The organism is Pseudomonas cichorii (genome assembly GCF_019719005.1).
GTDB lineage: Bacteria > Pseudomonadota > Gammaproteobacteria > Pseudomonadales > Pseudomonadaceae > Aquipseudomonas > Aquipseudomonas cichorii_E.
In genome coordinates this window covers 240036-259670 of the sequence record NZ_JAIGPJ010000004.1, presented here as the reverse complement: position 1 = coordinate 259670, position 19635 = coordinate 240036, and the positions used below count along the sequence as shown (strand labels likewise).

At 56.9% G+C, this 19635-nt stretch carries 22 protein-coding genes; 6 read left to right on the top strand and 16 right to left on the bottom strand.

The window, feature by feature from the left end; genetic code table 11:
- Window positions 1-133: 133 nt before the first annotated feature.
- The 4 genes from bfr to pyrC form a co-directional block, all read right to left on the bottom strand.
- A complete protein-coding gene (bfr, locus tag K5D32_RS06225; protein ID WP_025261497.1) occupies window positions 134-604 on the bottom strand; it encodes a bacterioferritin in 471 nt (156 codons plus the stop codon).
- 201 nt (window positions 605-805) lie between these two features.
- Window positions 806-1024, bottom strand: coding sequence for a bacterioferritin-associated ferredoxin (locus K5D32_RS06220; RefSeq protein ID WP_025261496.1), 219 nt, complete (start codon window positions 1022-1024; stop codon window positions 806-808).
- Between the two features lie 167 nt (window positions 1025-1191).
- Entirely contained in the window at window positions 1192-1866 is a 675-nt protein-coding gene (rnt, locus tag K5D32_RS06215; protein ID WP_095067542.1) for a ribonuclease T, read from the bottom strand.
- The gene (gene pyrC / locus K5D32_RS06210; protein WP_221599486.1) at window positions 1863-2909 is read right to left on the bottom strand and encodes a dihydroorotase; all 1047 of its coding nucleotides are present in this window, start codon (window positions 2907-2909) and stop codon (window positions 1863-1865) included. Before pyrC ends, rnt begins: the two co-directional genes overlap by 4 nt.
- A 147-nt stretch (window positions 2910-3056) precedes the next feature.
- Between pyrC and K5D32_RS06205 the strand changes: the two genes are divergently transcribed.
- Window positions 3057-3965, top strand: a complete 909-nt coding sequence (locus tag K5D32_RS06205; RefSeq protein ID WP_025261493.1) for an OmpA family protein — start codon at window positions 3057-3059, stop codon at window positions 3963-3965.
- Window positions 3966-4093: 128 nt separating this feature from the next.
- A complete protein-coding gene (locus tag K5D32_RS06200) occupies window positions 4094-5311 on the top strand; it encodes an argininosuccinate synthase (protein ID WP_025261492.1) in 1218 nt (405 codons plus the stop codon).
- A gap of 286 nt (window positions 5312-5597) precedes the next feature.
- On the opposite strand, the gene K5D32_RS06195 is transcribed toward K5D32_RS06200, so the two are convergent.
- Window positions 5598-6125: a hypothetical protein gene (locus tag K5D32_RS06195; protein WP_074568821.1), complete on the bottom strand. Its 528-nt coding sequence runs from the start codon at window positions 6123-6125 to the stop codon at window positions 5598-5600.
- Between the two features lie 1280 nt (window positions 6126-7405).
- Between K5D32_RS06195 and K5D32_RS06190 the strand changes: the two genes are divergently transcribed.
- Window positions 7406-8032 (top strand): response regulator transcription factor, encoded by a 627-nt coding sequence (locus K5D32_RS06190; RefSeq protein WP_025261490.1) that lies wholly within the window; start codon window positions 7406-7408, stop codon window positions 8030-8032.
- 110 nt (window positions 8033-8142) lie between these two features.
- Here the strand turns inward: K5D32_RS06190 and K5D32_RS06185 are convergent, their stop codons facing one another.
- From K5D32_RS06185 to metG, 8 genes are all read right to left on the bottom strand, one after another.
- Entirely contained in the window at window positions 8143-8325 is a 183-nt protein-coding gene (locus K5D32_RS06185; RefSeq protein WP_025261489.1) for a PA3496 family putative envelope integrity protein, read from the bottom strand.
- A gap of 106 nt (window positions 8326-8431) precedes the next feature.
- Window positions 8432-9070, bottom strand: coding sequence for an endonuclease III (gene nth / locus K5D32_RS06180; RefSeq protein WP_221576078.1), 639 nt, complete (start codon window positions 9068-9070; stop codon window positions 8432-8434).
- The gene (locus K5D32_RS06175) at window positions 9067-9636 is read right to left on the bottom strand and encodes an Rnf-Nqr domain containing protein (RefSeq protein WP_221599485.1); all 570 of its coding nucleotides are present in this window, start codon (window positions 9634-9636) and stop codon (window positions 9067-9069) included. Before K5D32_RS06175 ends, nth begins: the two co-directional genes overlap by 4 nt.
- Window positions 9633-10187 (bottom strand): RnfABCDGE type electron transport complex subunit G, encoded by a 555-nt coding sequence (locus K5D32_RS06170; RefSeq protein WP_221599484.1) that lies wholly within the window; start codon window positions 10185-10187, stop codon window positions 9633-9635. Before K5D32_RS06170 ends, K5D32_RS06175 begins: the two co-directional genes overlap by 4 nt.
- Entirely contained in the window at window positions 10184-11164 is a 981-nt protein-coding gene (locus tag K5D32_RS06165) for an RnfABCDGE type electron transport complex subunit D (protein ID WP_221599483.1), read from the bottom strand. Before K5D32_RS06165 ends, K5D32_RS06170 begins: the two co-directional genes overlap by 4 nt.
- Window positions 11151-12158, bottom strand: coding sequence for an electron transport complex subunit RsxB (gene rsxB / locus K5D32_RS06160; RefSeq protein WP_221599482.1), 1008 nt, complete (start codon window positions 12156-12158; stop codon window positions 11151-11153). The genes K5D32_RS06165 and rsxB overlap by 14 nt, the downstream gene beginning before the upstream one ends.
- Window positions 12155-12733 carry an Rnf-Nqr domain containing protein gene (locus tag K5D32_RS06155; protein WP_221599481.1) on the bottom strand — a complete coding sequence of 193 codons (579 nt, stop codon included), beginning with the start codon at window positions 12731-12733 and terminating at the stop codon, window positions 12155-12157. Before K5D32_RS06155 ends, rsxB begins: the two co-directional genes overlap by 4 nt.
- 123 nt (window positions 12734-12856) lie before the next feature.
- Window positions 12857-14899: a methionine--tRNA ligase gene (gene metG / locus K5D32_RS06150; protein ID WP_221599480.1), complete on the bottom strand. Its 2043-nt coding sequence runs from the start codon at window positions 14897-14899 to the stop codon at window positions 12857-12859.
- 160 nt (window positions 14900-15059) lie between these two features.
- Here metG and apbC point away from each other — a divergent pair, with 160 nt between their 5' ends.
- Window positions 15060-16154 carry an iron-sulfur cluster carrier protein ApbC gene (apbC, locus tag K5D32_RS06145; RefSeq protein WP_221599479.1) on the top strand — a complete coding sequence of 365 codons (1095 nt, stop codon included), beginning with the start codon at window positions 15060-15062 and terminating at the stop codon, window positions 16152-16154.
- Between the two features lie 110 nt (window positions 16155-16264).
- Here apbC and K5D32_RS06140 read toward each other — a convergent pair whose 3' ends face one another.
- Entirely contained in the window at window positions 16265-16474 is a 210-nt protein-coding gene (locus tag K5D32_RS06140; protein WP_002554837.1) for a cold-shock protein, read from the bottom strand.
- Between the two features lie 316 nt (window positions 16475-16790).
- Here K5D32_RS06140 and dcd point away from each other — a divergent pair, with 316 nt between their 5' ends.
- Window positions 16791-17357, top strand: a complete 567-nt coding sequence (dcd, locus tag K5D32_RS06135; RefSeq protein WP_025261480.1) for a dCTP deaminase — start codon at window positions 16791-16793, stop codon at window positions 17355-17357.
- 114 nt (window positions 17358-17471) lie between these two features.
- A complete protein-coding gene (locus tag K5D32_RS06130; protein WP_221599478.1) occupies window positions 17472-17687 on the top strand; it encodes a hypothetical protein in 216 nt (71 codons plus the stop codon).
- 45 nt (window positions 17688-17732) lie between these two features.
- Here K5D32_RS06130 and K5D32_RS06125 read toward each other — a convergent pair whose 3' ends face one another.
- The gene (locus tag K5D32_RS06125; RefSeq protein WP_200992745.1) at window positions 17733-18497 is read right to left on the bottom strand and encodes an ABC transporter ATP-binding protein; all 765 of its coding nucleotides are present in this window, start codon (window positions 18495-18497) and stop codon (window positions 17733-17735) included.
- Between the two features lie 9 nt (window positions 18498-18506).
- The gene (locus tag K5D32_RS06120; protein ID WP_221599477.1) at window positions 18507-19625 is read right to left on the bottom strand and encodes a succinylglutamate desuccinylase/aspartoacylase family protein; all 1119 of its coding nucleotides are present in this window, start codon (window positions 19623-19625) and stop codon (window positions 18507-18509) included.
- Window positions 19626-19635 lie beyond the last annotated feature (10 nt).

Here is a 19635-nt window from a genome sequence, read left to right as displayed (position 1 = left end):
GTAGCTTGTAGCTTGTAGCTTGTAGCTTGTAGCTTGTAGCTTGTAGCTTGTAGCTTGTAGCTTGTAGCTTGCATGCAAACCAAAAGCCCCGCTCTCGTCAGAGGCGGGGCTTTTTGTTTGGCGCTGAAAAGGCTTAATCGCCCATCTGCGATTGCAGGTAGTTTTCGATACCCACTTTTTCGATCAGGCCCAGTTGGGTTTCCAGCCAGTCGATATGCTCTTCCTCGGATTCGAGGATGTCTTCCAGCAGTTCACGGCTGCCGAAGTCGCCAACGGTTTCAAAGTGCGCGATGGCAGCCTTGAGATCAGCCAGACCTTTCTTTTCGATCTTCAGGTCGCACTCAAGCATTTCCTTGGTGTGCTCGCCGATCAGGATCTTGCCCAGCTCTTGCAGGTTAGGCAGACCTTCGAGGAACAGGATGCGCTTGATGAGCTTGTCAGCGTGCTTCATCTCGTCGATGGACTCGCGATACTCATGAGCGCCCAGCTTTTTCAGACCCCAATCTTCGTACATGCGTGCATGCAGGAAGTACTGATTGATCGCGACCAGCTCGTTTCCGAGGATCTTGTTGAGATGCTGGATGACTGTAATGTCGCCTTTCATGTTCGAGGTCCTGCCAATGGCTTGTGTATATAAAGCGCGAGTTTGAGCTGCACTTAGAAGCCTGTCAAACCTAAGTTATTGAATACTAAGTGAAATTAAATAAGAATAAGAATGTTTGAGTTCCGCATCTTGACGCTAAGCACTTGAATTACAGGCATAAAAAAACCGGACGCAAGGTCCGGTTCTTTGAAATGGGGTGAATCAGGCGGCTGAAAATTCTGCTGGATACGCCAGCGATGCCTGACTGCTTTGCAGTTCTGTCAGGGTTTCACGCACCACTTCCTTTGCCAGGCAGGCGCATTTACCGCATTTGCTGGCAACACCCAGCGTTTCACGCACTTCACGATAACTGCAGCAGCCTTCGAGGATTGCATCCCGGATCTGGCCGTCAGTGACACCTTGGCAAAGACAAACATACATAAGTCGGTAACCGTCGCTGGTTATTGCTTTGTGCGGACGAGGTTAATCTTAATGAGAATGCTTGTCAAAACTGTTTTGGATACGCTTTCCCGACTCCGATGAGCGGTCGTTGAAACACCGGTATAAAAAAACCGGCACAAGGCCGGTTTATTCATGAAGCTTGTACTTCAGTCGTCGTACTCTTCCCAGCCGCCCATTTCTTTCCAGCGGTTGACGATGCCACAGAACAGCTCAGCGGTCTTTTCGGTGTCATAGCGAGCCGAGTGGGCCTCGCGTCCATCGAAGTCCATGCCGGCAGCCTGACAGGCCTTTGCAAGCACTGTCTGACCATAGGCCAGGCCCGCGAGGGTTGCAGTGTCGAAGCTGGAGAACGGATGAAACGGGTTGCGTTTCATGTCCAGGCGAGCGACGGCAGCGTTCAGGAAGCCCAGGTCGAAGCTGGCGTTGTGGCCGACCAGCACGGCGCGTTTGCAGCCGTTGGCCTTGAGCGCCTTTCGCACGCCGCGGAAGATATCGGTCAGCGCGGTTTCTTCGCTGACCGCCATGCGCAGCGGGTGATCGAGCTTGATACCGGTGAACTCGAGTGCAGCCGCTTCGATATTGGCGCCCTCGAACGGTTCTACACGGAAGAAGTAGGTGTGCTCCGGGAACACGAAGCCTTTTTCATCCATGCCGATGGTGACGGCAGCAATTTCCAGCAGAGCATCGGTCGCCGCATTGAAACCACCGGTTTCCACGTCGATGACCACAGGCAGGTAACCGCGAAAACGTGCCGCCATCGGGTGACGAGAGCCGCCACCGCCGTGACCGTCGTGTTCGTCGTCGTAATGATCTTCACTCACGCATTTTCCTCCAGCAGGCGCCAGCGCAGTTTTTCTCCGGCGCGCAGCGGGATTACGCTCAGCTCGCCAAACGGCAGGCTGGCAGGGGCTGTCCACTCGTCACGTACCAGCGTGATGGTGTCCTGGTTGGCAGGCAGGCCATAGAAGGCCGGACCGTGGAGACTGGCAAAGCCTTCCAGCTTGTCCAGCGCATTACGCTGCTCGAAAGCCTCGGCATACAGCTCGATAGCAGCGTAGGCGGTGTAGCAACCGGCGCAACCGCAGGCGGCTTCCTTGGCATGCTGGGCATGAGGTGCCGAGTCGGTGCCCAGGAAGAACTTGCCGTTGCCGCTGATCGCGGCATCCAGCAGGGCCGTCTGGTGCGTGTTGCGCTTGAGGATCGGCAGGCAGTAGAAATGCGGCCTGATTCCGCCCACCAGCATGTGGTTGCGGTTATAAAGCAGGTGATGCGCAGTGATGGTCGCTGCAACGTTGGCCGAGGCCTCGTTGACGAACTGCACCGCTTCACCGGTAGTGATGTGCTCGAACACCACTTTCAGGGTCGGGAAACGCTCGACCACACGACGCAGGTGCTCGTCGATGAAGATTTTCTCGCGATCGAAGACATCGATCTCGCCGCGGGTCACTTCGCCATGGACCAGCAGCAGCATGCCGACTTCGGCCATGGCTTCCAGTACATGGAAAATCTTGTCGATGCTGGTAACGCCAGAATCGGAGTTGGTGGTCGCACCGGCCGGATACAGCTTGGCCGCATGGACGTAGCCGCTGGCCTTGGACGTGCGAATGTCCTCGGGCGTGGTCTGGTCGGTGAGATAAAGCACCATCAGCGGCTCGAAGCGGCTGCCGGCCGGGCGAGCAGCCAGAATGCGCTGGCGATAGGCATCGGCTTGCTGCGCATTGCGTACTGGTGGCACAAGGTTGGGCATGATGATTGCGCGGCCAAAAGTGCGCGCAACGTCAGCAACGGTGTGAGGCAAAACAGCTCCGTCACGGAGGTGGATGTGCCAGTCATCGGGACGCAGAAGGGTCAGGCGGTCAGACATTGGGGATTCCAGGCGGGTCAAACTCGCAGGGAATGCTACCGGAAAAGACTCTCTCAGGCACTCGCTATCAAGTTTTGTAGGAAGTTACCGATAGCCCGACGTAAGAAGCACTTTTGTTTCGCGTCATTTTTATAAGTGGAGCCTCCCGTGCGCCAGCTATATCTCGCCTTGCTCAGCGTATTTGCCAGCCTCCCCGCGATGGCTGTCAGTTTCCAGACCCGTCTGGAGAGTATCGAGTGGAAGGTCGAAGGGGATCAGTTCGAGTGTCGTCTGAGCCAGCCGATCACTGACTTCGGTGTCGGTGAGTTCGTGCGCCGTGCCGGTGAGCAGGCGACATTCCGGCTCAAGCCGTCCTACAACATGTTGGGCAATGGCTCGGCCACTCTGTTGGCTGCGGCTGCACCCTGGCAGCCGGGGCGCGGTGATATCAACCTGGGCTCGGTTCGGGTCAGCAATGGCGAGATTCCTTTCAATAGCTCCGAAGCACAGGCCGGACGCCTGATCAGCGGCTTGATGGAAGGCCGTACTCCGCTCATCCGTCACAGTACCCGTGACGGCGGTGGTCCGATGGAGATACGCCTGTTGCCGGTCAGGTTCAGCAAGGCGTTCAGCGACTATCAGTTGTGCACGACCAAACTGCTGCCCATGAATTTCGATCAGATCAAGCAGGCCGAAGTGGGCTTCCCAGGCGGTGGCATCGAACTGGACGCCAAGGCCAAGGCGCGTCTGGACAACATGATTGCGTATCTTCGTGCCGACCCGACGGTCAACCATATCGAACTGGACGGCCATTCGGACAACAGCGGCAACCGCCTGACCAACCGCGACCTGTCCCGCCGTCGTGCGCTGGCCGTGATGGACTATCTGAAAGCACAGGGTGTTCCCGAGCAACAGATTACCTTGCGTTTTCATGGCGAGCGTTATCCGCTGGCGCCCAACACCAATGATGCCAACCGGGCGCGCAACCGTCGGGTGAATGTGCATCTGGAGCGTGTCGCTCCCGAAGAAAAGCCGGTTCCAGTCGCTTCTTCCGCCAGCGCTGCCCGTACTTCGTAACGCTCTTTTCCCCTCACGAGGCCGACATGACCTGTCGCCTCGTCGTCACAAGCTGTCGCGCCCCTGTAAATTTGCTGGTTTGAACGGTAGAATCAACGGTTTTCCGTACAACCCGGTGGAGTGATGGCATGGCGGACGTAAACAAGGTAGTTCTCGCGTATTCCGGTGGCCTGGATACTTCGGTCATTCTGAAGTGGCTGCAAGATACGTATAACTGCGAAGTGGTGACCTTTACCGCTGACCTGGGTCAGGGTGAAGAGGTCGAGCCGGCACGTGCCAAGGCTCAGGCCATGGGCGTGAAAGAAATCTACATCGACGATCTGCGTGAAGAATTCGTACGTGATTTCGTGTTCCCGATGTTCCGCGCCAACACCGTCTACGAAGGCGAGTACCTGCTGGGTACTTCCATCGCTCGTCCGCTGATCGCCAAACGCCTGATCGAAATCGCCAACGAAACCGGCGCTGACGCCATTTCCCACGGCGCCACCGGTAAAGGTAACGACCAGGTTCGTTTCGAACTGGGCGCCTATGCCCTCAAGCCAGGCGTCAAAGTGATTGCCCCGTGGCGTGAGTGGGATCTGCTGTCGCGTGAAAAGCTGATGGATTATGCCGAGAAGCATGCAATCCCGATCGAGCGCCATGGCAAGAAAAAATCCCCGTACTCGATGGATGCCAACCTGCTGCACATCTCCTATGAAGGCGGCGTGCTGGAAGACACCTGGACCGAGCACGAAGAAGACATGTGGCGCTGGACCAAGTCTCCTGAAGACGCGCCAAACGTGCCGACCTACCTTGAGCTGACCTATCGCAATGGCGATATCGTTGCTCTGGATGGCGTCGAAATGTCGCCTGCCACCGTACTGGCCACTTTGAACCGCATCGGCGGCGAGAACGGCATCGGTCGTCTGGACATCGTCGAAAACCGTTATGTGGGCATGAAGTCCCGTGGCTGCTACGAGACGCCTGGCGGCACCATCATGCTGCGCGCTCACCGCGCCATCGAGTCGATCACCCTGGATCGCGAAGTCGCTCACCTCAAGGATGAGCTGATGGCCAAGTACGCCAGCCTGATCTACACCGGCTACTGGTGGAGCCCTGAGCGTCTGATGCTGCAACAGATGATCGATGCGTCCCAGGCTCATGTGAACGGTGTCGTGCGCCTGAAGCTGTACAAGGGCAATGTGATCGTCACTGGCCGCAAGTCCGACGAGTCGCTGTTCGACGCCAACATTGCCACCTTCGAAGAAGATGGCGGTGCGTACAACCAGGCGGACGCTGCCGGCTTCATCAAGCTCAATGCCTTGCGCATGCGCATCGCTGCGAACAAGGGCCGCAAGTTCTTCTGAGCCCGGTCTGATGTCTGAAATGCAGCCCTCGGGCTGCATTTTTTGCAGTGCGCAATGCACTGTCACGCTTTCCTGATCCCCGATCCTTGCGTATCGATATTTCTCGCCCGAGCTTTTGAGGCCGGGCTGAGCGTTTGCGCGTGGGCATCTGAAAGGACGCTGAATCGGGAGGAGCGTTGCGGGTCTTGCCGGCACGCTGTCGTGAAGGGCATTGCGGGGCAGGTGAGCGGTATCGACACGAAGTCCAGTCGATACCGCGTCGGGTTATCTGTTGGAATAAACGTACTCAGGGGGTATCACTGTCCCTCTTCTGTTTGAATTCGAAACGGTAGGCTTTGCCGATATTCCAGACTTGTCGCACACTCAGATCAAGTATCTGTGCAATCTCCGGTGCGGTGTAACCGAGACTGGAATAATGCATGGCATGACCGGCCACCACATCATCAATATCAGTCGTATCATAGTGGGGTTCTTTATTGACCTCTCTTATTGGGCGACTGAATTTTATCTTTACATCATTCTCCAGTGCCAGTTGGCGAATTTCTTTTTTGTTCATTCTCAATGAGTATTGCAAGGCGGAAACTCCAGCGCCTTTGGCAACCAGACTTCTGAGTAACTCCAGTTTGGAACTCTTTTCAAGTTCGGCATCCAGTGGTGTTGTATCTTCTGCCACCGAGAGCACGGTGGATTCTGCTGTTTCACCATCGGGTATCACGGCAATCACACCTCCTTGCGCAACAAACTGTTCGACCGCCGCCGTCAGATCAAGGGGCGTTATATTTTTTGAGGATGAGTGAGAAGTTTTGTTGTTCATGGTATATCCCTTTTTGAACATGGTTATACGCATGGCCAATTCAAAAGAATTGTCAGGCCCGCTTCGGGCTTGTCAAAGGGAGGGTGTTCCTGATCGGCCATGTTCATGTTGCCCGAATCCTTTCGACTCTCTTGATAAGCCGAGTCCATATAAAGCAATGTTATTCATGGCGTCATTAAAATGACGTCGGTTGTTGGGTCGCTCCAATCTAACTGCGCATAATTGTTGGCAGAAAGTAATGAGTTCGTTGTTAAAAAAGTAACGACTGGTAATAGAATTTGCAAGTGAAAAAACGGTGCACTACATGAAATGACTTAGTGGGTTTGAAGTGGTCTTACATGCTGCTATCTACCGTCTGCTAGTTGTGTAGTACGTTTCCTCTTTACGGTGGCAGGGATGGAAGCGGAATGAAATATAGTATTAGCTACTTGTCGAATGAGCCATTCGCAGAAATGAAGTGTGCAAGGCGCCCCAGGGAAAGGCATGAAACTCGACTGTGGGGAGTATTTATGTATCACTTTTATCGTGGTGATAGCGTAAAGTCAGTATCTTGAATACTTCTCACGGAATATCGGGTGGGTGGAAGTTTTGGGGTGTGGTTATGTAGGAATATTCCGAGTCTTTCGTGGTCTTGGTCTTTTAGCCGGGATGCGTATAAGAAAGATGTATTTATGTGTGTATTTTTTAAACGTTATGCTGGTATATAACTTCAAGAGAAAACTCCTGAAAACACTCATTATGGCTCTTGTCTTCTGACGTGTCCCGGACGGGCCAGTAAGTCGATACCCTGATCATGAAGCCTGATGTCATTGAGCCCGTATTCGAGAAAGTATCTGCCAGCAGTGTGTGCATCCTTGTTCTTTTCGTTTCAGGTAGGGAAGTAGTGGCAAGGAGCTATGGTCATGGCATCTGACCGGATAATTACAATTATCAAGGCGGCGTAACCATGGAGGCGATTCGATGTTCATCGGCTATTGTCCGTTTGGACTTCAGAGGCAAAGGACTAATGCTTGACGTTATGGCAATAATTGTTTTACCTGAGTTGCGATGCTCTATCTCAGCACTCCAGACGGTAATAATTTCAGCGAAATCCGAAGGGGAGGCTCTATGAAAAATATAAAAAATAATTCGTTAATAGCGAAATTTGTAGGAATTTTCTGTTGTATGTGTGGGAACGGTCTTTGGCTGTTAGTCCTCGAGGGTGAGCGTCATGCAAAGCACTAAACGACTAAGCTATTGTGCTGACTCTGAAAATTCGAATAGCGAAAATTGGACTGCCCATGAATAAAGTGCTGATCGTGGATGATCATCCTGTCATTCGCCTTGCTGTACGCATGCTGATGGAGCGCCATGGCTATGAGGTCATTGCGGAGACGGACAATGGAGTGGATGCGTTGCAACTGGCTCGTGAACATCTGCCGGATATCGTCATCCTGGACATAGGAATTCCCAAGCTCGATGGCCTGGAAGTAATTGCCCGTCTGTCTGCCATGACCTTGCCATTCAAGGTGCTGATTCTGACGTCGCAGGCACCTGGCCATTTTTCAATGCGCTGCATGCAGGCGGGAGCGGCGGGTTATGTCTGCAAGCAACAGGACCTGACCGAATTGCTGAGCGCCATCAAGGCGGTGTTGTCGGGGTACAGCTACTTCCCCAACCAGGCCCTGCATACCGTTCGTTCGAGCATGGGGAATGCCAGTGAGGCCGATATGGTCGACCGCCTCTCGGGACGCGAGATGATGGTGCTGCAACAGCTGGCCAGAGGGAAAACCAACAAGGAAATTGCCGACGGCATGTTCCTGAGCAATAAAACCGTCAGCACCTACAAGACGCGTCTACTGCTCAAGCTCAATGCGCACTCACTGGTCGATCTGATCGAGCTCGCCCAGCGTAACGGGTTGGTCTGACAGTCATGCCGGGAAAGCATCCTGCAGGCCTGCGCAGTGTCGATCAGGCAAACCGATGTGAAAGCCTCTCCCGATGAGAGGCTTTGAGATCAGGTCTTACAAGGGGGCGCCTAGAGGTCGAAGTCGTAATCGGCCAGTTGTTTCTGCAAGCGCCGCTCTTCCAGCATGTTATCGATGGTGCGTCGCTTGCTCAGGTTGGTCTTGGCAGGCTCGACCGGTGGTTGCTCGCTTTCGTCCGAATCGACAGCGATGAAATCGTCTTCTACGTCCAATTGCTCTTTGCCGGTACTCATGAAAGTGACTCCAGGCTTTGGCTGTCGTTGGCGCACCTTATATCGATAATCCCGATGCCGGTAAAAAAGATTTTTTCAATCGATTGAGCACTGGCCTTTCTATCGCTCAATCGTCCGAGGTCTTTTCCTTGTAATCGCACAGATCCTCGATCCGGCAACTGCCGCAGCGTGGCTTGCGTGCCTGGCATACATAACGCCCATGCAGGATCAGCCAGTGGTGGGCATCGAGCAGGTAGTTTTTGGGGACAAACTTCATGAGCTGCTTTTCCACTTCAACCACGTTCTTGCCCGGTGCAATGCCAGTGCGATTGCTGACGCGGAAAATATGCGTGTCGACCGCCATGGCTACCTGACGAAAAGCCGTGTTGAGCACGACATTGGCGGTTTTGCGGCCCACACCCGGCAATGCTTCCAGAGCTTCACGGGTTTCTGGTACCTCGCCGTTGTGCCGTTCCATCAGCAGCCGGCAGGTTTCAATGACGTTTTTGGCCTTGCTGTTATAGAGCCCGATGGTCTTGATGTACTCGGACAGCCCGTCGATACCCAGTTCGTAAATGGCTTGCGGCGTATTGGCGACCGGATACAGTTTTGCCGTGGCCTTGTTGACGCTGACATCAGTCGCCTGCGCTGACAGGATCACCGATATCAACAATTCGAACGGTGTGGTGTAAGCCAGCTCGGTTTTGGGATCGGGATTGTCTTCGTGGAGCCTGCGGAAGATTTCCTGACGTTTTGCGGCATTCATGAAAAGGGTATTTCCTTGGAAGGTGTCGGCCTGGTCAAGGCGTTGTATGCGGCAAGCAGAAGGCCCAGAAGAATGAAGCCACCGGGTGCCAGAATTGCCATGTGCAAGGCTGGAACCGGCAGGCTAATGTGCCACTGGATTGCAGAATTGCCAAACAGCCAGTGGGCATTGCTCAGGATTGTCCCGTTGCCCAGCAGTTCGCGCACGAACCCCAGGGCGAGCATCAGTGAGGCGTACCCGCTCAGTGCATATCTGCCGAGCTGTACGGTCTGGATCTGCATGCAATGAATGGCCATCAAGGGCAGATAGATTTCCAGGGCCTGATGCAGGTCGGGTGTTTGAAGCTGTAGGCCCGTTTCTGCGCAGGTGACCAGCGTGGCAGCAATCAGGGTGCTGGCAAGCCACTTCTGGCTGGCATCCAGCAACGGCGCAAGCACCTGCAACAAGGCTCTGTGCAAGGTCGCGATCACGGCGAAGATCAGCAGGAAGGCCAGCGCCTTGATCAGTGAGTCCGTGACGCCAATCAGTGGCACGAGCAGAATCAGGCAGGGCATGGGCCGTTTCATGGTTGCGTCCCCACAAGCACGGCCTTGTGCCCGTCGAAATAGCGCAAGGTGTTCTGGATGGCGGCGACAACGGCTCTGGACGTGATGGTTGCTCCGGCGATCTGGTCGAAGGTCCCGTCGTTCAGCGATTTTTCCGAGAGCCCCTGCAACCACTGAGGCTCTGTCACGATACGGGTCCCCATGCCCGGTGTCTCGTGCTGTTCAAGCACTTTGGTCCCCAGCAATCTGCCTTCAATCGATACGCCCACCAGCAACTCCACGGGGCCGGCATAACCCTGGCCCTGGCTATGAAAGATCACAGCGAAAGGCTTGCCCTCGCGACTGGCGAGAAAGGCAGCGCGTATAAAGGAGTCGCCAGTGGGCAACTGCAATGGATGACGCAATGGCTGATTGTCGTAGCTGCCAACCGGCAGGACACTCGACCACTCCCGGTCGCGGGCTTCTTCCATTGCCGCCTGAACACGCGGCGCTGCAGCCTGTTGCAGCGTAATGCTGACACCGAGCCCCAGCCCGGCGATGGCGACAATAACGACCACACCAATGGGCTTCATGATGCCCCTTGCGTTGAAGAGCGCATGGCCAGCCGCTCCAGTGCCGGTACAGCCAGATTCATCAGCAGCACCGCGAAGGCCACACCATCCGGATAGCCGCCCCAGGTGCGTATCACGTAAGTCATCAACCCGATGCCGACCCCGAACAGCAGGCGTGCTCTTGGGCTTGAGGGGCCTGATACCGGCTCCGTGGCGATAAAGAAGGCGCCCAGCATCGTGGCGCCGGTCAGCAGGTGAAAGGCGGGAGAGCCATGGGTGTCCGATCCTGAGCCGTTCCAGCACAGCAGGCTGATCACGAACAGGCTGGCGAGCATGCCCACCGGTGCATGCCAACTGATGATCCGCTTTTGCAGCAACAATGCACCGCCTGCAAAAAAGGCCAGGTTCACCCATTCAATGCCGCGACCGCCCATGCCTCCAAATGCGGGATGACTGGCGAACAGCTCGTCAATGGTCAGATGGGTGTTGATGCGCAGCACATCCAGAGCCGTGGCCTGGGACCATACATCCGGTTTCGGACCTGTGCTGAAACCGAAGATCTGTTGCAGGCCGCCCATCAGGTTCAGGCCATGACTGGCAGGCCAGTGATTCATCTGCGGGGTAAAGCACACCAGCACAAAGGCATAGCCGAGCATGGCCGGGTTGAACGGGTTCTTGCCGACGCCGCCATACAGGTGCTTGCCAAAAACCATCGCGAAGCCGCTGGCCAGGACTGTCAGCCACCAGGGCGAGTAAGGTGGCAAGGCGAGGGCGAGCAGGGTGGCACTGACCAGTGCGCTGCCGTCCATCAAGCCAGGCCGCGCAGATTGCCCGCGTAATCGAAGGCAGGCGAACTCCACGAGCAGTGCCGTGCTGGCGGACAGCAGCCAGGTGATCAAGACTCCCCAGCCATACAGCCACAGCAGCGTCAGCGCGCCAGGCACTACTGCCAGCAGGACAGTGCCCATGGCTTTTTGCAGGTGCTCAGGCGTTTGCATCGGCCAGTGCCGCTTCGGCTGCGCTCAATGCCATTTCAGCGTTTTGCAGTTCTGTGCCTAGGGCTGCGAGCTGTTCTGGGGGAGCGTCTGCCGCTTCGGCTTTCTTCAGGGCGGAGCGAGCCATGGCCAACTGGATCTTGGCGCGTTTTACCCCGCTGTTGTCGACCTTGGCCACGGGCTGCCTGGGTTGCCCGGCTGCTGCAGCAAGCAGTTTTTCCAGCGCCTGTTCGGCGTCCTCGAATTCCCGTTGCAGCTCCACCAGTCGTTCAGCCTGCTCAGCGATAGGCGGATGACCAAACGCCTTGAGGGATTTGTTCAGTTGCGCACGGCTCATGGCCAGGGTGATGCGGGCTTTTTTCAGCGCCTCGTCTTCCACGGCAGGCTTGTCGGCGCGACTGCGCTCGATGACCGAGGCGCTGACCGGTAACGGCTTTTGCGCCCGAGCCTGGCGCTCTGCCAGGCGCTGCTCCTGTTCGCGATGCAACCTTGCATTGCGCGCCTCGAAGCGATAACGGGCATGGTTGCGCTTCTGTGCGCGGGCCTGAAGTTGTTCGGTGCTCGACGCAAGGCCGCCGACAATTGGCGTAACGCTTGCCAGGGGCAATGGATGCATCTCGATACAGTCCACCGGGCAGGGCGCTACGCACAGGTCGCAGCCCGTACATTCGTCGATGATGACCGTGTGCATCTGCTTCGCGGCGCCTACAATGGCATCCACCGGACAGGCCTGGATGCACTTGGTGCAGCCGATGCATTCCGCCTCACGAATGAACGCGACCTGCGCAGGCGCCGAGCCGCGTTCGGTATCCAGCGGCAAAGCGGGGATCCGTAGCAACTGCGAGAGTTGGGCAATGGTTTCCTCGCCGCCGGGCGGGCACTTGTTGATGGCTTCGCCACTGGCAATGCCTTCGGCGTAAGGCTTGCAACCGGGATGCCCACATTTGCCGCATTGGGTCTGTGGCAGCAGGGCGTCGATGCGTTGTATCAGGTTCATGCCTTGACCAGCCCGTTGAAGCCCATAAAGGCGAGTCCCATGAGGCCGACGCTGATCAACTGGATCGGCATCCCGCGAAACGGTTGTGGAATATCGGTCGAGCGTAGCCGTTGTCCAAGATCATCCAGCAGGCTCAATACCAGCCAGAAACCCAGGCCGGCACCCAGAGCCAGTGTCAGCAGATGCCTGAAGCCCTGATCAGGTTCGATACCGAGCAGCACCACACCAGCCAGGCCCGTATTAGCCAGCAGCAGAGGCCGCAAGCCGTCGAAGTCCAGCCGGGGTAACAGTCTATTGAGCACCGTCAGGCCGGGATTCAGTAAGGACACAATCACCGGCAGAACCACGAACAGCCTCAGGTAACCCAGATTCAAGGGCTTCAATGCGTAATGCAGGATCAGATAACTGACAAAGCTACTCGCCAGCATCAAGCAGCAGGTAGCGATACCCAATGCATGCAGACGATGTCGTGGCAGCGTGTGCGCTTCCCTCAGGGAATCGGCACCCAGTGGTTGCTGCAACACGAAGTTGTTGATCAGGGCAGCGCTCAGGAGTGTGTAGATGAAATCGGTCATGATCTTGCCGGGTGGCGAACAGGCTGATGAGCCTTTTAAAAGTAGACATTATCCGGCAAGAAGGTGGCGGACATGCAAAGGCCCGATAGCCGCACACATGTGGCTATCGGGCCTTGGTTCACATCACTTGATGCGCTGACCTGGCTTGGCGCCGCTGTCTGGGCTCAGCAGGTAGATTTCTTCGCCACCAGGGCCTGCCGCCATCACCATGCCTTCGGAAATGCCGAAACGCATTTTCCGTGGCTTGAGGTTGGCGATCATCATGGTCAGGCGACCTTCCAGTTTACTCGGGTCCGGGTAGGCGCTCTTGATGCCCGAGAACACGTTGCGCTGTTCGTCGCCGATATCCAGGGTCAGACGCAGCAGCTTGTCGGCGCCTTCCACGTGCTCGGCCTTGAGGATCAGTGCAACCCGCAGGTCGACAGCGGCGAAGGTATCGAAATCGATTTCCGCCGACAGCGGGTCCTTGGTCAGTTCGCCGTTGCCTGTTGGCGCAGCATCGGTAGAGCTGGCGGCCAGGTCTTCCTTGGAGGCAGCCGTCATGGCTTCTACCTTGGCCGGGTCGATGCGGGTCATCAGCGCCGAGAACGGATTGAGCTGGTGGTTGGCCAGCAGCGTCTTGTGATCGTCCCAGGTCAGCGGTGCGACGTTGAGGAATTTCTCTGCGTCGGCTGCCAGCAGCGGCAGAACCGGCTTGAGGAAGATCACCAGTTGGCGGAACAGGTTGATGCCCAGGGCACAGACAGCCTGGACTTCATCCTGCTTGCCTTCCTGCTTGGCCAGCGACCACGGAGCCTTGTCGGCGATGTAGGCGTTGGCACGGTCGGCCAGTGCCATGGTTTCACGCATGGCGCGGGCGAAGTCGCGAGCCTCGTAGGCTTCGGCGATGCCCGGCGCGGCCGCCAGGAACGCATCGGTCAGTTCCGGTGCGGCATTGTCCTCGACCAGAACGCCGCCGCTGCCCTTGTGAATGAAACCTGCGCAACGGCTGGCGATATTCACTACTTTGCCGATCAGGTCGGAGTTGACCTTCTGCACGAAGTCTTCGAGGTTCAGGTCCAGGTCATCGACGCCACGGCCCAGCTTCGCCGCGTAGTAGTAACGCAGGTACTCTGGCGACAGGTGTTCAAGGTAGGTGCGCGCCTTGATGAAGGTGCCACGCGACTTGGACATTTTCTGCCCGTTCACGGTCAGGTAGCCGTGGACATTGATGCCGGTCGGCTTGCGCAGGCCGGCGCCTTCAAGCATGGCTGGCCAGAACAGGGCGTGGAAGTTGACGATGTCCTTGCCGATGAAGTGGTACAGCTCGGTGGTGGAGTCCTTGGCCCAGTAGGCATCGAAGTCCAGATCCGGGCGACGTGCGCACAGGTTCTTGAAGCTGGCGATGTAGCCGATAGGCGCATCCAGCCAGACATAGAAGTATTTGCCTGGCTCGTCCGGGATCTCGAAACCGAAATACGGCGCGTCACGGGAGATATCCCACTGCTGAAGGCCGCTGTCGAGCCATTCGGCGATCTTGTTGGCGACGGCGTCCTGAAGGGTGCCGCTGCGGGTCCAGCTCTTGAGCATGTCCTCGAAGGCTGGCAGGTCGAAGAAGAAGTGCTTGGAATCCTTCAGCACAGGCGTTGCGCCGGAAATCGCCGATTTCGGGTCTTTCAGGTCAGTCGGCGCGTAGGTTGCGCCGCATTTCTCGCAGTTGTCGCCATACTGATCCTCGGTACCGCATTTCGGACAGGTGCCCTTGATAAAGCGGTCGGCCAGGAACATTTTCTTTTCCGGGTCGAAATACTGAGTGATCGAGCGCGTGGCAATGTGCCCGGCATCCCGCAGGCGGGTGTAGATCATGCTCGACAGCTCACGGTTTTCTTCAGCGTGCGTCGAGTGGAAGTTGTCGAAGTCCACCAGGAACTCGGCAAAGTCGGCGCTGTGTTCAGCCTTGACGTTGTCGATCAGTTGTTCCGGGGTGATGCCTTCCTTTTCTGCGCGCAGCATGATGGCCGAGCCATGGGCGTCGTCAGCGCAGACGTAAGTGCACTGGTTGCCGCGATGCTTCTGGAAACGCACCCACATGTCGGTCTGGATGTACTCGAGCATGTGGCCAAGGTGAATGGAACCATTGGCATAGGGCAGGGCGCTGGTAACGAGAATCTTGCGTGGCTCGGACATGGGGCTCGGCTACTTGTACTGGAACGGAGGTCGGCCACTATAAAGGGCTGAGCGATTTTTTTCACCTTGCAACGGGCCCTCGCAGTGAAACCATGTCGGCCTTCCACATAACGGGTAGGATAGCCGCCTGTTTTAGTCAGTCTCTTTTCGGAGTAAGCCCATGAGCGCAGTCAATCGCGCAGCGGTGGAGACGATTCTTCGCCAATACACCGACCCTTACATGAACCAGGACCCGGTCAGCGCCGGTTGCGTTCGATCCATCGATATTCAGGGCGCACACGTCAGCGTGCAGCTTGAGCTGGGTTATGCCGCCGAACTGTTCCGCAAGGGGTGGGCTCAGGTGCTGCAGACGGCAATCGAAGGCATCGATGGCGTCGCCTCGGCCAAGGTCGATATCAGCACGGTCATCCATCCTCACAAGGCTCAGTCGCAGGTTCCCGGGCTGGCCAATGTGAAGAACATCGTTGCCGTGGCTTCAGGCAAGGGCGGGGTCGGAAAATCCACCACCGCTGCGAACCTGGCGCTGGCCCTGTCACGTGAAGGGGCGCGAGTCGGCATTCTGGATGCGGATATCTATGGCCCGAGCCAGGGCGTGATGTTCGGTATTCCCGAAGGCACGCGGCCGCGCATCAAGGACCAGAAGTGGTTCGTGCCCATCGAGGCGCATGGGGTCGAAGTCATGTCCATGGCTTTCCTGACCGATGACAACACGCCGATGGTCTGGCGCGGCCCGATGGTGTCTGGTGCTTTACTGCAACTGGTCACTCAGACGGCCTGGAATGACCTGGATTATCTGGTCATCGACATGCCGCCCGGCACTGGCGACATCCAGCTGACCCTGGCGCAGAAAGTGCCGGTTGCCGGCTCCGTGATTGTCACCACACCTCAGGACCTGGCTTTGCTGGATGCGAAGAAAGGCGTCGAGATGTTCCGCAAGGTCAATATTCCGGTATTGGGCGTCGTGGAAAACATGGCGGTGCATATCTGCTCGAACTGCGGACATGCCGAGCATCTGTTCGGTGAGGGCGGCGGTGAAAAGCTGGCCTCGCAATATGACGTCGAACTGCTGGCCTCGCTGCCATTGTCGATGCTGATCCGCGAACAGGCCGATGGCGGCAAGCCCACGGCGATCGCCGAGCCGGAAAGCCAGATTGCGATGGTGTATCAGGAGCTGGCGCGGCATGTGGGTGCGCGGATCGTGCTGCAGGAAGCTGCAAGCCCGGCGATGCCGACCATATCAATCAGCGATGATTAACTGCATCGCGTAGGGGCGAATTCATTCGCGAATGAATTCGCTCCTACAAACCACGCGCGCACAAAAAACCCCGCTTTTGAGGGCGGGGTTTTTAAGCGAATCAGTACAAGTTAGATAACTTGAACTTCTTCAGCTTGCATGCCTTTCTGACCGCGGGTAGCGATGAAAGAAACCTGTTGGCCTTCTTTCAGGCTTTTGAAGCCGTCGGATTGGATAGCTTTGAAGTGTACGAACAGGTCGTCACCGGATTGTGGAGTGATGAAGCCGAAGCCTTTTTCATCGTTGAACCACTTAACGGTACCGGTTTGGCGATTGGACATATTATATCTCCTTGTACAAAGTTAACTGCGGCTCAGGAAAAGCCCTGGCCGAGACTGAGTGCAAAGAGCTGGAAAATTCGGACATGGTTGGATCGAAATTCAACATCGTGTAGAGATTCTCAGTGACACAAGCAACACAGTGACCACACCTTAACCCTTTTTACGGGACGTGCCAATGGTCTTATGAGGATTATTTCTATTCACGACCGGTACAGCTACGGGAGCCGTAAACTCTGGATCTGTTGGCTTTGAACCGGACGCCTTGGCCCGGTAAGATGCGGACATCTTTTTTCACCTCGCTATTCAGGACATCGCCATGAGCATCAAATCGGACAAGTGGATTCGCCGCATGGCGCAAGAGCAAGGCATGATCGAGCCCTTCGTCGAGCGCCAGATGCGTGGCGAAGGCGCCGACCGTCTGATTTCCTTCGGCGTCTCCAGCTACGGTTACGACGTACGCTGTGCAGACGAATTCAAGGTCTTCACCAATATCAACTCGGCGACTGTCGATCCGAAAAACTTCGATGAAAAAAGCTTCGTCGATATCAAGAGCGATGTGTGCATCATCCCGCCCAACTCCTTTGCGCTGGCCCGCACCGTCGAATACTTCCGCATCCCGCGTAATGTCCTGACCATTTGTCTGGGCAAGAGCACCTATGCGCGCTGCGGCATCATCGTCAACGTCACGCCACTGGAGCCGGAATGGGAAGGTCACGTGACCCTGGAGTTCTCGAACACCACCACGCTGCCGGCCAAGATCTACGCCAACGAAGGCGTGGCGCAGATGCTGTTCCTGGAGTCTGATGAGGAATGTGAAGTGTCCTACAAGGACCGCGGCGGCAAGTATCAGGGCCAGCGTGGCGTGACCCTGCCACGCACCTGATTTTTGGGGGACGACATCCGGGCAATTGAATTTCTGCCTGTTTATGCACTCTATTTCCTGACATGACCCCCCTCATACATCGCGTGTGTGGGGGAAGATGATCGGGAGTGCCCTATGACGACAGATTTCAAACCCTCTGGCCGGGAAAGGCCTCCTCAGCTCAACGAGATCGGACTGCTTGCCTGGTCGCTGATGGCTGATTCGCAATTCAATATGGTGGGTGGCGGTATTCCGGGCGATCCGGGCACGGACACACCGTTTCCTCCTCAGCCACCTGAGCCAGGTGAGCCGACACTACCAGACGAGCCTCCGCCCGTTCCTGTCGCCTGAATGCCTTCTGGTCGAACAGCGCCAGTGTGTTCTGGCGCTTTCTCCTTACTTCAGGTTCCCGCTCAGGAACTGCTGCAGGCGTTCGCTCTTGGGGTTGTTGAGGACTTCGTCCGGATGACCTGATTCTTCTATCTGCCCCTTGTGCAGGAACACCACTTGCGTGGCGACCTTGCGGGCGAAGCCCATTTCATGGGTGACCAGAATCATGGTCCGGCCTTCCTCGGCAAGCCCCTGAATGACCTTGAGCACTTCACCGACCAGTTCCGGGTCGAGTGCAGACGTGGGCTCGTCGAACAGCATGATCTCCGGCTCCATTGCCAGGGCGCGGGCAATGGCTACGCGCTGCTGCTGGCCACCTGACAGAAAAGCCGGGTACTGATCGGCGACACGCTCGGGCAGGCCGACCTTTTCCAGGTACTTGCGGGCGCGTTGTTCGGCTTCGGCTTTTGGCACGCCCAGCACCCGGCGCGGTGCCATGGTGATGTTCTCCAGCACGGTCATGTGGGCCCACAGGTTGAAATGCTGGAACACCATGGCCAGTCGTGTGCGTATGCGTTGCAACTCGTCGGCATCCGCGACCCGCATGCCGTCCTTGTCGCTGACCATGCGGATCTGTTGGCCATCCAGGCTCATGGCGCCGTCGTTGGGCTGCTCCAGAAAATTGATGCAGCGCAGGAAGGTGCTCTTGCCCGAGCCGCTGGCGCCGATCAGGCAGATCACGTCGCCGCTCTGAGCCTTGAGAGAGACACCTTTGAGTACCTCGTTGTCGCCATAGCTTTTATGCAGGCCATCGATGGTCAGTTTGTACATGTCAGGTCCTCAAGGAGAAAGTAGATAGCCGCTGCGATAGGCCTGAGTGCCAGCGACATGAGCGATGACCATGCCTGCCGTTGCCATGCGTCGTAACGAGCGGGCATACAGCAGACCGGCATTCTGTGCGTGAATGGAGGTGACGGCGTCGCTGATCGGGTCAATGACTTCGGCGATCAGTTGTCCGGCTTCGATGTATTCGCCGGGCATGGCACAGAACACCAGAAGACCGCCTGCCGGGGTGAAAACCGGTTCGACCGCTGCCAGTGGCGTGGCGGGGTAGAGCAATTCAGGTTGCTCGGGTGCCTGGCCTTCGATGGCGCCGAAATCGATCAGGTAATTTATGATTGCCTGGCAGTCGCGGCTGCCCAGAGCGTGATTGACATCACCCTGGCCGCGCAGCTCCAGGGTCACCGAGAAGCTGCCCATGGGGATCGGGAAGTGCTCCCCAAAGCGTTGCTGCAATTGCCACCAGACCAGCGTGAAACATTCATCGAACGATTGCCCGCCCGAATCAGTGGCCAACAGGCTTGCCTGGGCGCCCAGATAGCGCGACAGCGGCTCGACTTTCGGCCAGGCCTCGGGTGTGGTGTAGAGATGCTCTACTGACTCGAAGTCGCAATGCAGGTCCAGCACCATGTCGGCCTTGCAGGCCAGTTTTTGCAGGGTCAGTCGCAGGGACTGCAACTGCGTCGTGGCGATCTGGGCATCCAGCGCCAGGCGCAGGTTGTCGCGGATCAGCGTCAGGTTGTGCTGCGCGTCACCGGTGAGCTGGTTTTCGATTGCATCGCCGACCTGTTCGCCAAGGTCGGTGAACCAGCGATTGAAATTCTGCCCGCTTTCCAGCTCGTAGCGGCCCAGCGGGGTATCCATCAGGATCTGTTCCAGGCCGATGGGGTTGGCAACCGGGACGACGATGATTTCCCCACGCAAGCGCCCGGCATTTTCCAGCTCGGTGAGGCGCTGCTTCAGGTACCAGGCCACCAGCATGCCGGGCAATTCGTCGGCATGCAGTGAGGCCTGGATGTAGATCTTGCAGGTGCCGTCTTGCGGGCCGTAATGAAAGCTGTGGACTTGCCGCGCAGTGCCAGGCACCGGCGACAGCAAATCGTGGGTCCGATGATCCATGAATTGTCGT